Origin of the sequence: Gorillibacterium sp. CAU 1737 (assembly GCF_039888655.1) — a bacterium.
GTDB lineage: Bacteria > Bacillota > Bacilli > Paenibacillales > NBRC-103111 > Gorillibacterium.
Genome location: NZ_JBDQQO010000002.1, coordinates 59961 through 77887, shown reverse-complemented (window position 1 = coordinate 77887; position 17927 = coordinate 59961). Strand labels below are relative to the sequence as shown.

The following is a 17927-nucleotide window of genomic DNA, read 5'->3' as shown; positions in this document are numbered from 1 at the left end:
CGCAATCAATGGAACCAAGGTATTCTATGGTTCGAAGAGGGAAGGGGTATGGTCAATCGTCTAAAAAAAGGATCGGTCTACCGACAGCTTTGCCTGCCGGGAAGCCCGATCCTAAGAAATGCCTTTGTTTCCCTTTCAATTTGCAAGATTCCCCATTCGCAGATACTTCAGCCGTAAGCGTGCGAGAAGCTCCTCCTCATGCCCTTTCAATTCCTTCAGAAGAGAGGTCCAGCGCTCCTCATTCAACCGCCCCGTTCTCCCCCGCATCAGTTGAGCTCGAGCGCCGAATGCTGTCTTTTTGATCTGATCCAATAAGGGGGCTACGTCTTCTTCCAGCTTGGCCTCTACCAAAAACCGTTCAAACAGCTCCCGCGAAGAAGCCAGGAAAAACAAGCAGCGTTCGAGGACGATCATCGTTTCCATCGCACTCAGCGGGACAGAAGCCGTTGCCGCCCCCTCTTCTGAAGGTACCCCACGGTCTGCAGAATGTCCTTCCCGATCTTTGAGCCCCTTTGCCGCCTCGATTCCTTGCTCAGCCATCTGGTCATAGAGCGAGAAATCGTCCACATACATGTCGAGATACGTCTCAACTTGCCGCACCAGTTCTTCCTGGCTAAGCTTGACCAGCGTATCGCGATCCAGCTCGTAATAGGCAATGTAATGGGCAAACGGATAGTCGGCTCGATTGTAGCAATCTCGTACAATCGATTCCTCATACCAGCCCGCATAATCAGGCCTTGCATGATCCTGAACGAACCATTCCGCTCCCCCCTCCGTCTCCCGATAGCCCGTCAACAGAAAGTTATGGGGCTGATAACGCTGCTGGTACGTCTCGATCCGATGCGGCACATAGTACCCGTCCCCCGAGAAGAAGACGGCTTTCTTCTCCCTCAACCGCTTGAGAATGGAAGGCTTCGCCTGCTCCAGACTGGCGTGCTGTTCGGTAAAGGCGCGAAGGCCCAACAGATTCAAATCGAAAAAGGGAGAAGGAAAGTGCCAGCGATCCCGTCCATGGATGACGAAGCTGTGATAGATTCGCTGCATCGGCTCCAGGCACTTGTAGAAGGTCAGCTCGACCGGGATGTCGAGCAGCTTGAGGTAGCTGACCAGATGTCCCATGTAGCAATTGAAAAAGTCTTCGTTATAGCGCGGGATAAGGTCAACGGCCTGGATGGCTTCCAACTTCGTCCCCTCTTCTCTCGCGTTGTACCGCTTCGATAAAAGCTTCCAGACGGCTGCTCAGTTCATCCGCACGGGTCTCACTGGCCGCTGCGATCAGGGCAAACAGCCGACCGTTGAACTTGCCTGTGGATTCGTCCATTCGCACAGGAAGCGTCCCGGACGTATAGACGAGCACTCCTTCTCCTGTATCCTCGCGGTAGAGAAGTCCCTCCCGCTGCAGCAGCTCGTTTACTTCGGCATAAGGCAACGGATAGTCCGTGGTTAGCTTGAAATAACGGCTGAGGTAGGTCAACGGGCTGCCGATTACCCGGGAAACGAAGGATAGATAGGTGGAGAGCGTGAATCTTCCGTTGATCTCGATGACCGGAATGATCTCCCCGCCTTCGGCTATGATCGAGTCGATGCCGGCCACTCCGGTATACCCGATGGCGTGCAGATGCTTGCCGATCTTCTCCCCGAAGGAGTGATAGGCTTCATCCTCTCCATTGGCCCATTTCACCGGGAAGCGTGAGCCGATGTAGACGGTGTCCCTCAGCATCTGCTCCTTGATCGAAAAGACTTCCGCCTCTCCTTCCGGAGATACATAGAGCTGATAGTTCACATCTCCGATCTTGTGGTACCAGCCCTCGACAAGCCAACGCGCATCGGGATGCTGCTTCGCATACCGTCCGAGGCGGAGCAGGAGCGTGTTCAGCTTGTCCGGCGCGTCGACGATGTAGAGCCCTTTGCCGGAAGCGCCGTAGGGCTCCTTGATGATGACCCTTTCGAAGGCTCCTTCTCCGGTTGTCAACTCCTCATAGGCTTCGCGAATGGCGTCTATGCTGTCGCAGATTCGGCCGCGGCACACGGGCAGCTCGAGCGCTTCCGCGATTTCACGGTTGCCGATCTTGTCGTTCACCGATGCGTTCACCTCGGAGGGGGCCGCGACAAGCCGCAGCTCACAGCGCTTGGCAATCGCCTCCTCCAGTCGGGTGACGGCATACGGCACTAGCACCGCATCCGGCTCTTCCACTCCGAGCTGAGTCAGCCGACCAAGCAGCTCCGGGTCGCGAAGCACAAGCTCGGAGATGCTGGCCCGTTCCTCGCCGGGAGCCGGAGTCCAAATGCGCGGAATGGAGAACCCCCACGCGCGAAGCTGCTCCAGGAAGGCATCATCCGGTCTCTCTCGGAGAATGATCACATCCTGTTCGCGGCAGAGGAGCAGGTTCATCTCCTCCATCCGGCTGACGATGCGATCTTCGTTTACATCCACAATCCCGGCCTGCACCGGGTTCCAAAATTTCTCCGCTCCAATGTTGAACAGCCAGATGATCGTGCCCTTCTCGCGTTCGTCTGTTAACCAGCGGATCAGATGAAATGAATTAGGCATGGATGGCGCGGACCCGTTCCGACAAGTCCAGCGCATGCTGGCCGCGCAGAAAATCGTCCGCCTTCCCCCTTTCCCGCAGGAGATGATCTTCGCCTTGGTAGCTCAGCACTTCGGCTGGAAGCGGATGGCTGAGGAACATCACGGGGCTGTGGGTTAATCCGTACGCACCGGAACGTTCCACCACCAGCAAGTCCCCCGGCTCCGGTGGAGTAAGAAGTACCTTCTGACCGATGACGTCCGTCGGGGTGCACAGCGGACCGACCATCGTCACATCCGCCGGCTCCGGTCGATCGGTAAGCCGATCCGAGGCAGCCGGAATGACTCGCATTGGGAAGTTATTGCGGACATACCGCCCGAGGAAGGCGCTCGCCGCATGCTGATGCGAGCCTCCGTCACAGACGGCGAAGGTGGTGCCCTTGCATGCCTTTACATCAATTACGCGTGCGACATAGGCGCCGGATTCCGCCAGCAGGAACCGCCCGCTTTCCACGCCGATGCGCACTCCTTCGAGCCGGCTTGCATGCCGCGCCCATACGGCGGCAAGCTCTTCCCGCAACAGGGCGGTGTCGAGCGACGGCTCGCCGGGAAAATAAGGAACGCCAAACCCGCCGCCCAAATCAAGAAAAGCCAGCGGGAGGCCTGCTTCCTCCGAGAGGGATAAAGCGAGCTGGAAGATCTGCTCCATCGTCTCAGCCAGAATAGTCGCGTCGAGCACCTGCGAGCCGGTGAAGACATGAAGGCCGATCAAGGCAAGCCCAGGCAGAGAAGCAATCGTCTTCAGTGCGTCGACAGCGGAGGCTTGGTCGATTCCGAACGGGGTGGGAACCCCAGTCATCTTCAAGCCCGCACCAGCCGGGTGGAAATCCGGATTGATTCGAACGGACATCTGCACCGTAACGCCTTGCTGGACGGCGAGCCGACTTAAGGTACGGGCCTCGGTGACCGACTCTACGTTGATGCTGTAGATTCCTTTTTCGATGGCGTACAGAAGCTCTTCCTCTGTTTTACCGGGGCTCGTCCAGATGATCTGCTGAGGTTGAAAACCGGCTTCGACGGCCGTGTGAAGCTCTCCTCCCGATGCAACCTCGATCGAGCTTCCCAGCCCGCGAAGAAGCTGACAAATGCCGAGCAAGGGATTGCACTTGGCGGAGTAAAACACTTCAAAGGGGCTTGGCAGCGTCTCCTTGAGCCGTTGGTACTGCTGCTCCACTTTCTCTCCGTCATAGACGTAGAGCGGGGTGCCGTATCGCTCAGCGTAATAAGGAAGCCTTTCATCGGAACAAGCCATTGGAATCGTTTCGTGTTCGATCACCGTACAACCTCCTCCGTGACAGAAGCCGCCGAACCGTTGTGAAAGACGCGGCAGCCTCCGCGATAGTAGATAAACCCATCCTGGTAGAACAAAGGATGTGTATCAAAGCGGTTCAGGAGACCGATCCACTCCTCCTCCAGCTCATCGGTGTTGGTGATGGCGAGGAGAAGTTGCCCTGCGTAAGGCGAATAAGGATTCGAGACCGTCAGCATTCCAAAATAGTCTCCCGAGACACGCTCTTCCTGCCAGGATATCCCGTCCTCATCCGCCGTCACCCCGACGTCAGCTAGAAGCTTTGCTTGCCCCTCACTGGGGGTTCGGGCATCGACCAGCAGCACCCAATTCCGCTCCTCCGGTCCCGCGAGCTGCATCTCCTGTTCCCGGCAGCTGTCATAGCGGTAATAGATGTAGCGGTCCTTGATCGGGTTCTGCAGCAGGTAGTGCAGCTTGGTGAACATCGCGCTTCGCACGACCGGACGAACCACCGTGCAAGCCGACAGATAGACCTTCTTCATGCCCAACTGCTGCTCATCCACGATCACCGCGTTCAACCACTCGTGGAACGCTTCGGCGGACCAGCCGACGCTCGAGATCACTCTTGCTTCAAGCTCTGAAGTGTCCAGCTCGATGCACGTATAATCGCCGAGGGCTACTTGGCAAGGGCTGCCGTTCACGAACAAGGTCACCTTCTCCTCAAGGCCAAGCTCCTTCTTCGGAAGAACCAGCCGCAGGCGATCGACGTTCTCAGTCTCCAGCTCCAGCTTATCGGTACACAGAAGATCGGCTTGGACCCGAGTCAGGTCCCCAGGCTTCCGCAAGCGCAGGATTTGCAGCCAATGGGATTTGACGAAGCAGGGCTCCGTGGGAGTGAACGCAATCCACCGGGGGTAGCGCTCCGCACGGCATTCGAGAAGCCGCCGGAACAGCGACCGCGAGTTGTTCAGCAGATTCAGCTCATTGTGGAAGAACCCGCTGTACACGTTCCGCTCCGCTCCTGGAAGCCGCTTCCACAGTTCGATCATTCGACTGTTGTTGAAAAACCAGTTCTCGTAGCCGCAGATTCCAATCACCGGAAGCTCTCCCAGGTTGTCCAGCCAGGCATATTCCGGGTGATAAATATTGAGGGCAATCTCACCGGACACCGTAGCGATTCCCGCAAACAGATCCGGGACGGCGAAGGCGGTTTTAAACGCTTTGTGCGTGCCTGTGCAGAAGCCGATGACATACAACCGGTCCCGGTCCAATCTCCATTCGTGCGTGATTTCATCGATGAGTTGGACCATTCGAATGTCGTCGGTGTAATTCATCCGACCGATGCCCACCACTTCGACGAGTATGGCATCCGGTTGTGGAAGATCCTTGAGCCAGGGCAGATCAACCGGGTAATTGCGCGCCATCGCATCATGAAAAAAGAATACCGCCGGGTACCGCCTAGCCGAGTCATAGCCATCGGGTAAAAACACCTTGTAAGCGATGGAAGCGTCTCCTGTCTTTCGTTTGCGGTACCGTACCATTTTCTTGGCGAGAGGAATCGGATGACCGGCGCCCAGCGCATCCAGGTTCTCCTTCATCTCCGCGAGCTTGTCGAGCAGCATCTGGCGGCAGTCGTTCGGCATGAATTGGTTTAAGCCGGCGAAGGCCAGCGGAAGCTCCATCAGTCGACGGAAGGATTCCTGCGCATCCTCCGACAATCCCGTTGCAGAGGGAAGGGCTGCGAGCAGGCGATCCCGCTCCTCGTCATAGGGACCGATGAAGACAAGCGTCGATGTCTCCTCAAAGCCAGCTCCCTTGGCCTTCAAGACAGCTGCCCCTCGTGAGGATGACGGGATGCGGAGGGTACACCGCTTGCCGAGAGTGCCGGCAGTCGTTAGGATCGGAGTTCCCTCTCGGGTCTCCAACCGAAGCTCCACCGACTCGCCAAGAAGCCCTGCCCCCGCATACCGGGGCAAAACCATGATCCCCAGCTCTTCTCCCGGCTCTCCCTGCCAATGGCTCGGGCAGAGCAGCAGCTTGTGCTTCATGGCTTCATAGAGATCCCAATCCAGATAGCGCAGTTCTTCCTTCTCCCGCTCCAGTCGGGCCAGCGGCTGCAGCCGGATAATGAACTCCTGTGCAGTCAAGGGATACAGCAAATCCAGCGGCTGCTCAACCAGGAAGGTGTTCAACCCTTCCTTCAAGTGAAGACGGAGCAGGCTGTCCTTGATGACCATCTCGTTGTGCGAGGTCAAGACCAGTTCCCCGTTTACCCAGATGCGAAGCGGAGAAGGCAGGAAGGCGAGTGCATAGAGAAGCATGTCCGCCTCTTCCAAGGCGTAGACGCTTGTTAGAGCATAGAGATAATGATCGGGCTGCCGGGTAAACCGTTTGGTCGGCTCGCTCGGGTCCTGGTGGGAGCCGATGATATCCGAGTTGTAGTAGCTCCATTGATACTCCTTGTCAATCCCCGTTAACAGGCTCGCTTCGGATGCGAGCAGGATTCGGGCGGATTCGTCCAGGTAGGGAACCTCATCCCACAGACGGCCGCTCGGCTTGGAGATCGATCGAACCAGCCAGCGAGACAGCGACACCGGCTCCCGCGGGCCGAAGGTTACCGGGATGTGAGCGGTGGCGAGCAGGTTTTCCAAATAGTCGGGCAAGGCCATCCAAGCTCCTCCTTCATTCGGTTATGGCTTCTGTCAAGACCGCTCAGTTGGGTTAGTAGGGGTGGAACGATCAGCGGTTGGGGCCATTTCATAGGCCGCACCTCGACCCGTCCTGCGCACCACCGCTTCCCAAACTTCACCAAGCACCTCCACCGCTGCCGAGTCGGTAAGTAAAACGATGCGCTGCTTCTCATCCTTCTCGGCCTCGGCGAACAGCTTGAGGTAACAATCGCGCATGCTTTCCAGATAGGCGAGCTCCTTGCGCGCGTCGGTCTGCTCGCGGTAACGGCGGCTTGGGTGGTACAAAGCTTTTCCCCGGTGAACGATCCGATGATAGCAGACGGCTGGCAGTGTATCGCAGAAGAAGACGGTGTCGGGCCGGGCCGTGTGCATATGCCACGGCCGCCCGATCCAGGAAGGCGCACCATTGACGGTGTCCCGGGCCTGACCCGAATAGATGTACCGATCCGCAATCACGATCTCTCCGCGCTTAAGCCTCGGTTTGATGACTGTCTCATAGCTAAGGCGGAATCCGATCCATTGCAAGGTGCTGTAAATGATTGGATTCATCAGATGGCAACGGTCGAGCAGCCGAACAAGGCGGCGAAGGAACCGGTTTGCATTCCACTCGGCAACGGATACCGTTACTCCGCGAGCGTCAAGCTCCCGCTTGAGCCGATTGATCCCTTCGGTTTTTCCGGAGCCGCTCACGCCCTCAAAAACGATCAAGCAGCCGGATGATCGCGGTGTCCTCGCTTGTCCCAATCCCATCATCCCTCCTTTGGCACCGGGTCCATGCGCCGCTCGAAAGCCGGCTCAACCGCTGGACTTGACCGTTTGATAGCGGCGGAAGTTATCCGCTGCATTGTCAGCGACACTGAGAATCCGATTGACGTCGAACAGTCGGGTGAAGAAGTCGTATTCCCACACGAACGGTACTTCGTTCTCGATTGCATATTGATCCAGGTACGCGAGGTCCTCCTGCTGGAAGGCAGCCTTGACGTCCTCCGGCACGATCTCCGGAAACAGGAGGCCGATGTAGTGGAAGTTGTAATAGACGACCTTTTCCAACTGATAATGCCGCACGCGTTCCATGAAGACCGACCAGTCAATCTCCGAAGAGAACTTCCGAATGTACATGTACAGGTCGGCAAACTTGTACAGCTTCAGGTCCTTCAGGCTGGTGATCCAAACCATGAGCACCGCTTCCTTGTAGAGATGGCAGCACAGCTGGATGAGGTTGTCGGCATGGTCGAGCCGATAGCCCTTCGCTCCGTAGAGGTCGATGGGAACGGCTCTCGCGATCAATTCGCGGGTCGGAACCTTATAAGGGCAATTGCCTCTCCAGAGGATATCGTGGTTGACGTCTACTTCAACGGCAGACGCAAACGGATTGTCGGACAATTGAATGAATTCTTGGATTTCGTGGGTCGTCATTTGATGGACCATGCGCGCTTTCCGCGTCGATACGTTGATCACATGGTCTTTTGCATCATATTCCCCTTGGACGTAGCCCAGGCTTTCGAGCACGCCGGTAACCTTGTTCACATCATCCAGCTGCATCAGGAAGTCAAGGTCATTAAAGGTGCGCGTCTCCAGCGAGGGGTAGACGGTATTGACGAGGAGATTGCCTTTCAGAACCGTCAATACGAGATCCTGTTCAGCAAAGGCATGCAGGATTTCGGTCAACTTCGATGCGTAGAATCCGTTGCGCTCCCGATAAGCCGCCCATTGCAGGTTTAGAACCCGCTTCAGTTCTCCCTCCAATTGCTCGAACAGAGCAAATTTCTTCAGGTTATAGGTCAGCATGTTGAGGGTGCGGTGCGTGATCATCTGATACACCACCTCAGACCAATCGAGCGGTGAAGAAACAATCTCCGCCAGGCGCTCCTTGTCCTGCTCATCTACCTCAACCGATGCCATGAGAACCAATTGACGCTCCAAAGGCAATTCATTTCGATTCATGGGAATCTCCTCCTTGTAGTGGGTGAACGGTCTTGTTCGTGCTGGCTGCAACCTCAAGCCGATCCTGGAACAGTGCACGAACTTCCTTGCGGTTGATCTTGCCGATGGTGTTCCGCGGAATGGCGTCGACGATGTGGATTTCCTTCGGCACCTTGCGGTCCTCCAATTGAAGACTGCACCAGCGATTCAGGTCGGATCGATCGGACGGAGCGCCGTCCTTCAAGCTGACGAATGCAACGATGCGCTGGCCGAGCTTAGCGTCCTCCACTCCGAGCACCAATGCCTCGCAGACAGCGGCGTGACGCATGAGAACTTCCTCGATATCCGTTGGGTAAACCTTGCTTCCGCCTTGATTGATCAAGTCATCGCTTCGACCGAGCACGAAGTAACGTCCCTCGTGATCCTGGTACCCGACATCCTTGACCCGGAAGCCTTGAGGGGTCAAGGCTTCCCTCGTCGCCTGCTCCTGCTTGTAGTAGCCGTCCATCAAGTACTCGCTCTGGATGTAGATTTCCCCCGTCTCCCCCGGCCCCGCTTCGGTGCCGTCCTCGCGAAGAATGCGAATGGAACAGCCTGTAAGCGGCTTCCCGATCACCCAGGGCATCTGGGTCGCTTCCTCATGAGGAGCAAAGGTGACGCGGGCCACCGCTTCCGATGCACCATAGGCGTTGTACATCCGGGCGTTTGGGAAAGCACTCGCCGCGTCCTGGAAGATTCGGATGGGATTGATCATCCCGCCCATCAGGATTCGCTTGACCGAGCTCACGTCATAAGCATGACGATTGGGATAGTCCAGGATCTGTTGCAACATCGTACGGACGATGAAGAATTGCTCCGCCTGATACTCCTGGACCGCCTTGAGAAAGATGGCGGGATGAAAGACATTGTTCATCAGGATGATGGCCCCGCCGCGGCTGATTGCTGTGAGCGCATCCCCGGCGATGGGACTCGACTGCGCGAGTGATCGCGGAATAATGATGCGCTCTTGTACGCCGTAGTCCAAATAATCGGCGATGGCCACCGCATTGCCTGCTACAGCCGAATTGGACAGGATGATGCCTTTCGGCCGAGCGGTCGAGCCCGAGGTGAAGCAAATCCCGAAGACATCCTCCCCGATATCCGGCAGCAGACGAGCTTTGTTTGGCAGCTCGTGCACCCGAAAGCTTTCATCGGGCAGCAGCTCCAGCACCACACGGAGGTTTCCCTCTTCCGCCCGCGGCTGGATCGTTTCCCAGCCCTTCGTATCCGTGACAAGAAGCTCGACATCCGCGTAATCCATCAGCTCAAACAATGCATCGCCTTTAAATTGATAGGACAAGGAGACAAACACCTTGCCTTCGCTCTTCAAACCGAGCATGGCAATCAGAAACGCCGGGCTGTTCGGAAGGTAGACTCCCCCCATGCGAAAAGACCACGGCCGGATCAACTCGGCAAAAGCCTGCACCTTGCGATGAATCTCTTCATAAGATTGGGTTTGGTCGTTGTAGATCAGCATGGGCGACGAAGCATACCGGTCGCAGCTCTGTTGAAACAACTCCCAAGGCGAGCGGGCGCTGCTCATTCGAATCTCCTCCTTCGAAACGCTTCCCCTCTACTCCCGCGCGGGCAGCCAGGAGACCAATTGCTCCTCGGCTGCGCGAGCCAGGCGGAGCTGCTCGATGAAATCGTCGAGCAACGCAAGCTTTCCTGTCAGCCCGAGCTTCAAGGCAACATTCGCAGCGATGTCCCACCGCAGAGCCGCTTCTTCGAGCCATTCCTTGGCTTCCGCCGGAATCGTCCAACCAAATGCTGCGCCGGCCCTTTGAAGGAAGACGAGAAACCGTCTGCGCTGGCGAACGATCGTTTTCAGTGACCGATTGTAATAGAAGCGAAACCTCCGCTTCTCGGTGTCGTCGAAGGGCCGCGATCTCTTCGCCTGGAGAGCTTCAAGAAAGTCATCCATGGCGGGAAAGCCGCAAGGGTACCCGAGAAGAAGGTCTCTCCCTTCCATTCTCCGGCGGCTTTCCGAGAGCAGTTGCTTGGCAGACCCTTCTTTTAATTGAAAATGAGAGGGGACTTGAACCTCCATCCACAGATGCTCCATCTGCCGAACCGTCGTCCCGCTGACCGGATTCTCCGTCACGCTGGATGTGCTGCGCCCGGCTTCCACTACATCCCGAGGGAGCGTGCCGTCAAAGTTGCTGTTCGACATTTCGTACTTGTCGAACAAGTGATAGACCCCCTGCTCCTCGTCATAACCCGTTACCACAACGGCGTGAATGCCGTGCTGCTTTTGATAGGCGCCATGATAGGGAATCTCATACAGATTCACCACCACGATCATCGGCTCGCCTTCCGCGAGTCGTTCCTTGAGCCTCTGCTCCGCAACCTCAGCACTGGGATGGGTGTAGAGCCGAACCTCGTAGCGGGGAGCATCGGGGTCCAAGGCTTCCTCTTCGCCGGAGAACTCTTTCGTCGCTTGCAGATGAGCGTATGGAAGTGAGGTGTTCAGTTCCTCTTCGGTATAGTAGAACGTGTCGGAGCTGCGGAGCATGTAATTCACCCCGATCTGCTCGGTCATCGGATCGTAGAGGAAGGACAGGTAGTCCGCGAGCGCGAGGGCCGGGTCAACTCCCTTAAAGCCAAGCAATGCCCCATAAGCGTTATAGAAGCAATCGTTCACATACGGCTCGTAATAACGCGGAACTCCCTCTACGATGCTGCGTTTTGGAACCGCGGATCGAACGATCTCCATTAGGCCGCCTCCAGCCTGCTCGAAACATAGCTCGCAATCGCATCCGCTGTTGCGAAGTATTCATCCGTCAGCGAGCTGCTGTCGAAGGCGATACCGAAGTGCTCCTCTGCTTCGACCAGCAGTTCTACGAGAATAAGAGAATCAACGCCGTAGTGTTCCCGAAGATTGGCATCCAATCGAATGCCGTTCTCGGCGATAGGGGCGAATCGGGCAATCATCTCGCAAACTTGCTCTTGGACTTGCTCTTTGGTCAAGCTCATGGTTTGCTTCCTCCTAAGCGGGATCTGTCCCGAGTTATTTGTAGCGTTGATTAACCACGGTGATGCGCCCTTCCTTCTCAGGAGCAACCTCACCCTTTTCCTTCAAATAGGCAGCCAGCACATCGCGCAGGAGCGCTCCCTTGCCCAGCTTGTTCGCATCCTTGAATTCGGTGAAGTTGTCGCCGCCTTCGACGAGATAGTCGTTGGTGGCCACCTTGTACACCTTCTCCTTCTCCAGTGGCTGCCCGTTCATCGTGATGCTGATCAGCCGCTTGCCCGCCGGCTTCGAGCCGTCGAATGTATAGGCGATGCCGGATACTTGCAGGAATCCGCCGTTGCTTGCGCCGTACGGCCATTCCCGCAGGCCCCGTTCGATCGCTTCATATACCATCTCGCCTTTCACTTCGACGGTCATGAGCGAATTCACGAAAGGCAGCGGCTTCCCGACATCGTAGAGGGTAATGTTCCCCTTGCCGATACTCTCCCGAATCCCCCCGCCGTTTAGCAAGGCGATATCAGCTTTGCCGATCTCCCGCATCGCATCCGTTACCAGATTGGCGAGATTGGTTTCCTCGGTCCGCACATGCGTCCGCATGCCGTCCAAATCGACCTTGGATGTGCCTACGACCGCTTTGCCTTTTTCTAGAGCGAGTGCGTGATAGACCTCCGCCACCTTGGCAACCGCTTCGTTCTGAATGGAGCGGTCCTTTGTTTGGTGTACCGACCATTCCAGGTGCTTAAGCTTGCCATTCTTGAAATAGAGCTCGGCCAGCCCGACATGAGTGCTGTAGGAGCCGGCTTCTACCAGATAGGTGTCGCCGATCTTGATCGGTTCCTTATAGAGCCAGTGGTGATGGCCGCAGAGCACCACATCGATGCCCGACACCTTCTTCACCAATTCCTTATCGAGGTCATCGCCAAGATGAGAGACGAAGACGATCACATTTACGCCTTCTTTTTTCAGCTCATCCACTATGCGGCGTGCTTCCTTCTCCGGGTCGCTGAACGTTACGCCCGTTTCCCCAAACACATTCATGTTCGAGAGCGATTCCGGAACGGTCAGCCCGAAGATCCCGACCTTGAGGTCTCCTTTTTGCTTGATGATATAATCGGGGAATGCGAGCTCGCCGTTGGAATAGGAATTCCCGGACAAGATCGGATAATTGAGCTGTTTTTGAATCTCCATGAGCCGCTTGAAGCCGAAGTCGAAATCGTGATTGCCTGCCACCATGGCATCATAGCCCATGAGGTTGGCTGCCTCGACGACCCCTTTGGCCTCTTCAATATTTGCTTCGTTGGTTCCGTGGAACATATCGCCGCTGTCTAGAAACAGGGAGTTTTTGTTCTTCGCGGCCAGTTTGTCAGCGAGGCCTTTCATGAGCGGCATGCCCATCTCCACATTGACCTCATCAAGTGTGTAGTACCCGCCGTTCACTTCGTTGTATACCAGATTTCCGTGGATGTCCGCGGTGTTCAGAATCGCCAGCTTGTCGTCATACAGTCCGGCCTTCAGCTTCCAATCCTCCAGCGGAGCGAAGCGATAGGTCAGAAATCCGAGGATACCGAGCAGGAGCAGGGTCAACACCATGATCGGCGTGTACGAGCGCTTGGTCGTCTTTCCGGTTTTCCCATTCTTTGCGTCCATGATCAACCTGCCTTCCGCATGATTCTTAGCCAAACATCGAATTCCCGGTGCTCGTGTAGCTCCGAACACCCTTTCGCCAGATCAGGTACACAAGGAAGAACAGCACGATCCCAACGACCGGCGTGAGGTACAGATACCCCTCCCAGAAGGGAGCGAAGTCATCCTTGCGAAGAAAGAATTGAGACGGAAAATAATTCACGAACGAAAACGGCACGACAAAAATGAGCAGCTTCTGAATCAACATCGGGTAAAAGGTGATCGGGTAGCCTGCGATCCGCCGGGAGTTAAAAAACAGCAGGTTGCGCATGTTCTCCGTCTTGATCGTCCAGAAGCTGAAGCAGGCCGACAAGAGAAAGATCGAGGCCTGGATCATGGTTCCTCCCAAAATCACCAGGATGTAGTACAAGGCGTTCTGCCAGGTCCAATCGATCCCGACCGAAAAAGCGGTGTTCAGGAAAAGCACCACGCCCACAATGCCATGCCCAAGGGTTGCCGGAAAATCGATGCGGGCCGAGATGATCTGGAACATGAGCCCGATGGGCCGTGTCAGAAGCCGGTCGAATTCCCCGGAATGGACCATTCCATCAAAGTCCCGGATTCCCGCGAACAAAAAGACGAACAGACTGTAGCTAAGAAACAGGAAGCTGTAGAGGAACAAGAGCTCGTGCAGGTCCCAGCCGCGAATGTGCAAAAACCGAAGCAGAATCAGCACCATCACAACGACGCTGATCATCTCCCGGCAGAAGATGGCGAGCGTGATCAAGCTTCGGTTCAGCTTGTATTCCAACACCAGCTTCATATTGAGATGCGAATAGCGAAAGAAGAGTGCCGTCTTCTCCCAGAGCGTATGCTTGATCAATGGTTCAACCTCCCTGTACGCACAGCTTGCGAGATGCCCGGTGCCAGAGCACAGCGCCGGCAAGACCCAGGATGACCACCCACAACACCTGTACGAGAAGACCTGTCACAATCTCATTCTCGGGGATCATCCCAAGGTAGATTCGAATGGGTGTGGAATAGATTGAAGCGAACGGGGTCGCCTCAACGAAATCAGCGAGCCAGTCCGGCATGAACCATACCGGCACGAGCGCCCCCGAGAAAATGAGTACGGCGGCATCCTTGATCGTGACCAGACTGAACGTCCAGTAGAACCAGAACGAGCTGATCCAGACGAGAAAGTTCAAGTTGTACAGCACGAGAAACCCGAGCAAGGCGCTGATGGCAAAGTAAAGCGTCATGGTGACGGAAAAGGGCGGCAGCATCTGAAACAAGACGATGGAGAGCAGCAGTGCTGGACTCAGTTGGAGCAGGAGCCGGAAGATCATCGTCCCGATCGTGTTGGAGAAGACGAACAGTCGGAAGCTGATCGGCTTGAGCAGGTCCGAGGAGATGAGGCCGCTGCGGACCTTGACCTCCACGAAATACTCATCCATCACGTAGAGCGTCTGGAGCAGGAACGACAGCACCACATAGGTAGCCATCATCTTGAACTGAACCCCTTCCAGCGCTCCCTCCTCCTCGTAGATCGCCCGCCAGATCGAGATGTTGACGAAGATCATGACGACCGCATTGAGAACACCAGCCAAGTATTCCGCCCGATAGACGAGGTTGTTCTGAAAGGATTTCTTAGCCAACTCCAGATAAGCTCGGCTCAATCTGAATCCCCCCAACGTAAATTTCCCGAATGAGCGCCTCGATGTCTGGCTCTTGAACCGTCAGGTCGACGATGGTATTGCTCTCTGCCAGGCGGCTGACCAGCTGCGAGACTAGAATGTCGTCCTTGCGAAATTTCAACAGCAGCTTGTTGCCCTGCTGGTCAATCGTCTCCACACCGGGATAGACGAAGGCTCCGGGCGGCTCGCTAAATTCAACGGAAAGCGTACGGTCCTTGCCAAACGTATCCTTGATCTCATTCATCGTGCCGTCATAGATTTTGTTGCCGTGATCGATGATGATCAGCCGCTTGCATGTCTGTTCAATGTCATCCATGTCATGCGTTGTGAACAGCATCGTGGTGCCCTTCTCCTGGTTCACGGTGCGCAGGAACTCACGGATCTTCTCCTTCGCCACTACATCGAGCCCGATGGTCGGCTCATCGAAGAAGATCACCTCCGGGTCGTGAAGCAGGGCCGCCGCGATATCCGCACGCATCTTTTGCCCGAGACTCAACTGCCGCACGGGGGTCTTGAAGAATTCCGGAAGCCCCAGGAGTTCGCTGAACATCTCCAGGTTGCGGGTGTAGACCGGCTTTGGAATCTTGTAAATGTGACGAAGTAGATCGTAGGTATCATAGACGGGCAAGTCCCACCACAGCTGGGTTTTCTGCCCGAAGACGACCCCTATGCGAGCGGCGATGCGCTTGCGCTCCTTCTCCGGATTCATCCCGCATACGTCAATGCGGCCGGAGGTTGGCGTCAGCACGCCGGTCAGCATCTTGACCGTTGTTGATTTTCCTGCACCATTGGGGCCGATAAAACCGACCGTATCTCCCTTTTCAATAGAGAAGCTTACGCCGTCGACGGCTCGAACATGGCGATATTCCGGCATGAGCAAGCTTTTCAGCGAGCTGGCTATTCCTTTCGACCGCACCGTAAGCCGGTACTCCTTCACGAGATTTTCCACTTGAATGGCTGTCATTCCCTTAGGCGCCTCCCGTCGCTAGAAGGGCAAGCTTCGTTTCGACGACAGACCGCAGCTTGCCTACGGTGTTCAGATTATCCAGAAGAAGTTCTTCATCCTCAAAGACAATGCCAAACTCCTCTTCCAGATTGACCACAATATCCATGCAGTTGATCGAGTCGAGGCCGAGTGCACCAAGCGGTTCGTCGTCGGCACGCGCTTTTACTTGCTGCGGCTCAACGCGAAAGACCATTGCGACGATATCGCAGATTTGATCTCTGGCATCCATCATTCGCTTCCCTCCTTTCATTCATCATTCGACAATCGTTCGACAACATCTGACTCCATCTGGTTTAATTTCCTGTTGCTGGTATAAAAATACCGCATTTTGCATGTTTTCCACAGATGCCGACCGTCACCAAGTCATGACCCGTTTCGGCTTTCCTGCATGCAAAAAGAAGGACATCCGGCCAAACCTTCTGGCTGGATGTCCTTCTTCTTTTTTCTCAGCAAGGGAGTTCCCTCATGCACCGATATCATGCTCGACGGCAAAGATTGCAAGCTGAACGCGTGTACGAAGATTGAGTTTTTTCAAAATGGAGGAGATGGTGTTTTTCACGGTTCCTTCCGAAAGATAGAGGCTGCGTGCAATTTCGCGGTTGTCCTTGCCTTGCTTGATCTCCCGAATGACCTCCGTCTCCCGCTTGGTCAGGGGGATGGGGATCCCCGCCTTACCCGAGCAAATCGAAGATTCCGAATGATCGTTGAGACTTCGAACAATATTTTGCAACGTGTGCTCTTGAATGACGCTGAGTCCCATCGCCACGATCTTGACAGTCATGACAAGCTCCACCGGATCGATCTCCCAGCATACACTTCCCGTTACCCCTCTGCGGATTCCCCATGTAACCTTCTCATCATCATGGTCATTCGACAGCAGGATGGTTTTGGTTGCTGGATGCGGCATTCTCGCACTTTCTGGATCTTGCTGCAGCTCTTCGGTCAATTCCGCGTTCATTAACAGGATGTCCGGCTTTTCCCGCTCACACAAGAGGAGCGCATTTTCAAGGCTAGCGGCTGCACCGACCACGGAAAGATCTTCGTCCTTTTCCAAGATCAATCGGATTCCCTCCCGCATGATCTTTCGATTCTCTGCCAATACGACCTTGATCATCCTTCCAACCTCCCCATCGATCGTTTTGGTTTCTCTTCAACCCCGCCTTCTGCTCCGCCGAATGAAATGATATACGGCTTACCCTCAAAACTCCGATGCTTTTTTGCCTGATCATCCTCCCCGCTTCCCTAACGAATCGGACTTTCTCTTCTATTATAGAGAAAGATGTCATATATTTCCTTTTGGATACATGAGAAAAAGACAAGAAACCTGTCATTCTTCCAACTTTGGCAGTCGATTTCCATCAAACTTCCCGATTTCTGCGTTTTCGAGCCCTTCTCCACGAGTACCCACCCGCTCCAATACCCGCGAAGAGGATGACCAAGACGATCAAATCATTACGAAGGTTTGGAACAAGGATGACGATATGCAGCGGCTTCGAGTCGATCAGCTTAACATTCCACGTGAGCGTTCGCCCGTCTTGCCTGTCGGCGTTGTGACTTTCGATCAAATTGAACGGGAGTGTTAGCTGAAAATCGAGAGAAGCTCCCTTCAGCGCCAGCTTGGCGAGCGACTGGGTTAGCAGGCCGGCACCCGCCGTATTCATGAAGGTAGTCAGCTCCTGATCCAGCTCTGGCTGTATACGGTATTCATAACGAGTGAATAAAAAGCGGTCTTGAATACGCGATTCTGTACGGAGAAGGCCTCCATCCGGAAACGATTCCTGCATGGATTCCATGGTACGGAAGGTTTTGGCGAACCGGTATCGGGTGGCATCCCCTTCTTCAATGGTTTCAAGCTCAATTCCCGACTTCTTCAGTCGGCTTCTCATCTCTTCCTCCGCTTGTTTTCCTGCCAATTCGACCAAGCGTTGATCCACCCGAATATCGGTGGCCAGCTCTACGCTGCCGTTGCGTTTGATGGTCAGATGAGCATTTCCTGTGGCTCCGCAGCTGGTAAGCGTCAGGATAAGCGCGATAAGAACAACAAGTGTGAATGTTTTGCGGAACAAAGCGGATCTCCCCTTTATGAAGCATGACAATTCATTTGAACGCCTTTGATAAAAAAGTTACAATGAAAGGAAC

Annotated in this window: 16 protein-coding genes; all 16 read right to left on the bottom strand. The window is 55.3% G+C overall.

Annotation, left to right across the window (positions count from 1 at the left end):
- Positions 1-135 precede the first annotated feature (135 nt).
- The 16 genes from AAFN83_RS04695 to AAFN83_RS04620 all read right to left on the bottom strand — a co-directional run bounded on the left by AAFN83_RS04695 (position 136) and on the right by AAFN83_RS04620 (position 17854).
- Complete coding sequence (locus AAFN83_RS04695; protein ID WP_347767498.1) at positions 136-1182, bottom strand: hypothetical protein; 1047 nt, start codon at positions 1180-1182, stop codon at positions 136-138.
- Positions 1160-2551, bottom strand: a complete 1392-nt coding sequence (locus tag AAFN83_RS04690; protein WP_347767496.1) for a preATP grasp domain-containing protein — start codon at positions 2549-2551, stop codon at positions 1160-1162. Before AAFN83_RS04690 ends, AAFN83_RS04695 begins: the two co-directional genes overlap by 23 nt.
- Positions 2544-3863 (bottom strand): type III PLP-dependent enzyme, encoded by a 1320-nt coding sequence (locus AAFN83_RS04685; RefSeq protein WP_347767495.1) that lies wholly within the window; start codon positions 3861-3863, stop codon positions 2544-2546. Before AAFN83_RS04685 ends, AAFN83_RS04690 begins: the two co-directional genes overlap by 8 nt.
- Positions 3860-6505 carry a hypothetical protein gene (locus tag AAFN83_RS04680; RefSeq protein WP_347767494.1) on the bottom strand — a complete coding sequence of 882 codons (2646 nt, stop codon included), beginning with the start codon at positions 6503-6505 and terminating at the stop codon, positions 3860-3862. Before AAFN83_RS04680 ends, AAFN83_RS04685 begins: the two co-directional genes overlap by 4 nt.
- Positions 6506-6538: 33 nt before the next feature.
- On the bottom strand, positions 6539-7276 hold the full coding sequence (locus tag AAFN83_RS04675; protein WP_347767492.1) for a dTMP kinase: 738 nt from the start codon (positions 7274-7276) through the stop codon (positions 6539-6541).
- 45 nt (positions 7277-7321) lie between these two features.
- Positions 7322-8470 carry a nucleotidyltransferase domain-containing protein gene (locus AAFN83_RS04670; RefSeq protein ID WP_347767490.1) on the bottom strand — a complete coding sequence of 383 codons (1149 nt, stop codon included), beginning with the start codon at positions 8468-8470 and terminating at the stop codon, positions 7322-7324.
- The gene (locus AAFN83_RS04665; RefSeq protein ID WP_347767489.1) at positions 8457-10031 is read right to left on the bottom strand and encodes a class I adenylate-forming enzyme family protein; all 1575 of its coding nucleotides are present in this window, start codon (positions 10029-10031) and stop codon (positions 8457-8459) included. The genes AAFN83_RS04670 and AAFN83_RS04665 overlap by 14 nt, the downstream gene beginning before the upstream one ends.
- Positions 10032-10061: 30 nt before the next feature.
- Positions 10062-11204: a BtrH N-terminal domain-containing protein gene (locus tag AAFN83_RS04660; protein ID WP_347767487.1), complete on the bottom strand. Its 1143-nt coding sequence runs from the start codon at positions 11202-11204 to the stop codon at positions 10062-10064.
- Positions 11204-11464, bottom strand: coding sequence for an acyl carrier protein (locus AAFN83_RS04655; RefSeq protein WP_347767486.1), 261 nt, complete (start codon positions 11462-11464; stop codon positions 11204-11206). Before AAFN83_RS04655 ends, AAFN83_RS04660 begins: the two co-directional genes overlap by 1 nt.
- A gap of 34 nt (positions 11465-11498) precedes the next feature.
- On the bottom strand, positions 11499-13109 hold the full coding sequence (locus AAFN83_RS04650; RefSeq protein ID WP_347767484.1) for a bifunctional metallophosphatase/5'-nucleotidase: 1611 nt from the start codon (positions 13107-13109) through the stop codon (positions 11499-11501).
- Between the two features lie 25 nt (positions 13110-13134).
- Complete coding sequence (locus AAFN83_RS04645) at positions 13135-13968, bottom strand: ABC transporter permease (RefSeq protein WP_347767483.1); 834 nt, start codon at positions 13966-13968, stop codon at positions 13135-13137.
- Between the two features lie 4 nt (positions 13969-13972).
- Entirely contained in the window at positions 13973-14764 is a 792-nt protein-coding gene (locus AAFN83_RS04640; protein WP_347767482.1) for an ABC transporter permease, read from the bottom strand.
- Positions 14736-15746 carry an ABC transporter ATP-binding protein gene (locus tag AAFN83_RS04635; protein ID WP_347767481.1) on the bottom strand — a complete coding sequence of 337 codons (1011 nt, stop codon included), beginning with the start codon at positions 15744-15746 and terminating at the stop codon, positions 14736-14738. The genes AAFN83_RS04640 and AAFN83_RS04635 overlap by 29 nt, the downstream gene beginning before the upstream one ends.
- Before the next feature lie 4 nt (positions 15747-15750).
- A complete protein-coding gene (locus tag AAFN83_RS04630; protein WP_347767479.1) occupies positions 15751-16020 on the bottom strand; it encodes an acyl carrier protein in 270 nt (89 codons plus the stop codon).
- Between the two features lie 231 nt (positions 16021-16251).
- Positions 16252-16902 carry a response regulator transcription factor gene (locus AAFN83_RS04625; protein WP_347767477.1) on the bottom strand — a complete coding sequence of 217 codons (651 nt, stop codon included), beginning with the start codon at positions 16900-16902 and terminating at the stop codon, positions 16252-16254.
- Between the two features lie 244 nt (positions 16903-17146).
- Positions 17147-17854, bottom strand: a complete 708-nt coding sequence (locus AAFN83_RS04620; RefSeq protein ID WP_347767476.1) for a hypothetical protein — start codon at positions 17852-17854, stop codon at positions 17147-17149.
- Positions 17855-17927: the final 73 nt, after the last annotated feature.

Coding starts and splice junctions, on each gene's coding strand:
- AAFN83_RS04690 (WP_347767496.1), bottom strand. CDS start 2,551: ATGCCTAATTCATTTCATCTGATCCGCTGGTTAACAGACGAACGCGAG.
- AAFN83_RS04680 (WP_347767494.1), bottom strand. CDS start 6,505: ATGGCCTTGCCCGACTATTTGGAAAACCTGCTCGCCACCGCTCACATC.
- AAFN83_RS04675 (WP_347767492.1), bottom strand. CDS start 7,276: ATGGGATTGGGACAAGCGAGGACACCGCGATCATCCGGCTGCTTGATC.
- AAFN83_RS04670 (WP_347767490.1), bottom strand. CDS start 8,470: ATGAATCGAAATGAATTGCCTTTGGAGCGTCAATTGGTTCTCATGGCA.
- AAFN83_RS04665 (WP_347767489.1), bottom strand. CDS start 10,031: ATGAGCAGCGCCCGCTCGCCTTGGGAGTTGTTTCAACAGAGCTGCGAC.
- AAFN83_RS04660 (WP_347767487.1), bottom strand. CDS start 11,204: ATGGAGATCGTTCGATCCGCGGTTCCAAAACGCAGCATCGTAGAGGGA.
- AAFN83_RS04655 (WP_347767486.1), bottom strand. CDS start 11,464: ATGAGCTTGACCAAAGAGCAAGTCCAAGAGCAAGTTTGCGAGATGATT.
- AAFN83_RS04650 (WP_347767484.1), bottom strand. CDS start 13,109: ATGGACGCAAAGAATGGGAAAACCGGAAAGACGACCAAGCGCTCGTAC.
- AAFN83_RS04635 (WP_347767481.1), bottom strand. CDS start 15,746: ATGACAGCCATTCAAGTGGAAAATCTCGTGAAGGAGTACCGGCTTACG.
- AAFN83_RS04630 (WP_347767479.1), bottom strand. CDS start 16,020: ATGATGGATGCCAGAGATCAAATCTGCGATATCGTCGCAATGGTCTTT.
- AAFN83_RS04625 (WP_347767477.1), bottom strand. CDS start 16,902: ATGATCAAGGTCGTATTGGCAGAGAATCGAAAGATCATGCGGGAGGGA.